This is a genomic window from Pseudoalteromonas sp. OFAV1, assembly GCF_021532595.1.
Taxonomy (GTDB): domain Bacteria; phylum Pseudomonadota; class Gammaproteobacteria; order Enterobacterales; family Alteromonadaceae; genus Pseudoalteromonas; species Pseudoalteromonas lipolytica_C.
The window spans coordinates 1-1,841 of sequence record NZ_JAKGBG010000095.1 but is presented as its reverse complement, the minus strand read 5'-3'; the positions used below and the strand labels follow the sequence as shown (position 1 = coordinate 1,841).

At 34.7% G+C, this 1,841-nt stretch carries 2 protein-coding genes; both read right to left on the bottom strand.

From position 1 onward, the window contains the following. Positions 1-829: 829 nt before the first annotated feature. A complete protein-coding gene (locus tag L1267_RS23545; protein WP_235384424.1) occupies positions 830-1,006 on the bottom strand; it encodes a hypothetical protein in 177 nt (58 codons plus the stop codon). 56 nt (positions 1,007-1,062) lie between these two features. After that, positions 1,063-1,323 carry a hypothetical protein gene (locus L1267_RS23540; RefSeq protein ID WP_235384422.1) on the bottom strand — a complete coding sequence of 87 codons (261 nt, stop codon included), beginning with the start codon at positions 1,321-1,323 and terminating at the stop codon, positions 1,063-1,065. Positions 1,324-1,841: the final 518 nt, after the last annotated feature.

The window sequence follows — 1,841 nt, the reverse complement described above, 5'->3', positions numbered from 1 at the left end:
ACATATTCGATCATCATGGGGTGGAAACTAAGTATTCAGGTCTATATGTAACACTGGGCAACGTTTTCACCCCAAATAGATCGGTGAACGGGGTATATAAGCCTACATATTCGATCATCATGGGGTGAAAACTAGGTATTCAGGGCTTATATGTTTCATTGAGCAACGTTTTCACCCCAAGCTGAACGGTAAAACGGCCATATGAGGTCACTTATTCGATCTTTATGGGGTGGAAATAGGGTAAGTACAGCAGCTAGCTAGTATTTTTTCGCTAGCACAATATTAAAGTAATTGTCATCAATTTACCTTTATGTGGATAAGTTTAAGATCGAAAAGGGGTGGAATTGAGATCGTAACAGGGAGGAAATAGATTTTCCTTTTTCACTTTGCGGTAATAATCGCTAAATTTAGTGAATAAAGAGTAATAAACATAAAAACACCCAATTTAGATCTTTGCTAATGTATTGATTATAAATAATAAATCGAAAGTTATTCATATCAGCCCTATAAAGATCGCTATTGCTTGTTAGTATGATGTTTGTATGCCTGTATATGATGTGAAGTGAAAATTTCGAGTTCAAAAAATAAGCTTACTAGAAAGATCCAAATAGGTGCTAAAGTAAGATCATGACAGGGCGAAATGTGAATAAGTAAGGATCTTTATGGGGAGAAAACATAGATCCTTATGGGGTTAAAATGAAAGCCTTAAAATTTAATCTTTAAATAACATAAACTTATATAGCCTGTGGATAATTCCTTAGATCTACATTAGATCTATATCTTATATATATAAAGATCTTATTATTATTTAGGGCACAGTAAATAAATTTTATTTATCTTCATTAAAAGCTTCTTTGGTGATTCCATAATCATCGCAAAGTAACTTTAAGTCAGACAACAAAGCTGATATTTTAGCTTCAATACTTTCATTAGCTGTACCAGAGTTATCTGCATGCATTAGAACGCAAAGGTAAGCCCTGTTAGCTCTGATTTGCTTTTCATCCACGTATTAAATCTCCAATGAGCCCTACTTTAGTTATGAAGCAGGGCTAAGTAGTAAAATCAATCGATAATTACATGCGTAACTTTCATTTGATAAAAAACGTCTGGTGATGAAAAGAGACCTTCTTCAACAAGGAATGATACCATTTCCTCGATTAGACTGTTTTCGCCATCATCAGTATCAGGAACGTTCATCTCGGCCATTTCTTCAAGGTTTAAGATAATTTCATTATTACAGTTTGTAAACAAGCACGGATAGCCAGACAGTTTACTAATGACAAAGTCTTTAGAAGGTTGTGAAAGTGGTAAAAATTTAATCATAGCGGTATCCCATATTGTATTGTTGTTAATTTAAAATTAAATGATTATCTCGCGATCAATACTGTAGTACATTTGAACACCGGGCGATTGCACAGAAACCCAATAAGAAGCTTCTCCATAGCTCATTGATCTAGTCGGTGGCAAAGGAGCAAGGCTTGATGATCTTGAAATTATATATAAAGATGTGTACATAAGTATGACCTTTTTGTTTATTGAGTTAATTATACAATAAAAAGATAATTAACTCAATAAATTTAAATGCTATCAAAGACTTTTTCAATGTCAGCGAAACGTACAAATTCCCCATTGCTGCATGGAATAGAACCATCACTAGAACATGCATAGCGCTTGAGAGTATGAATTACTAAATTAGGGGTCTTGTTATCAAGTCTGTGAACTACTCGGAGCTAAAGCTCGCGAGCTTCCAAGATAGTAGCCTAAGCTACTAACCTTTCTTTTTTGACGCTTCGTTGGACACTGCTAATCGAGCTTTTGGCTCGGCTAGTCTTACGATTGCC

Bases quoted from the DNA above. Each gene is read 5' to 3' on its own strand.
- L1267_RS23540 (WP_235384422.1), bottom strand. From the start codon at position 1,323: ATGATTAAATTTTTACCACTTTCACAACCTTCTAAAGACTTTGTCATT.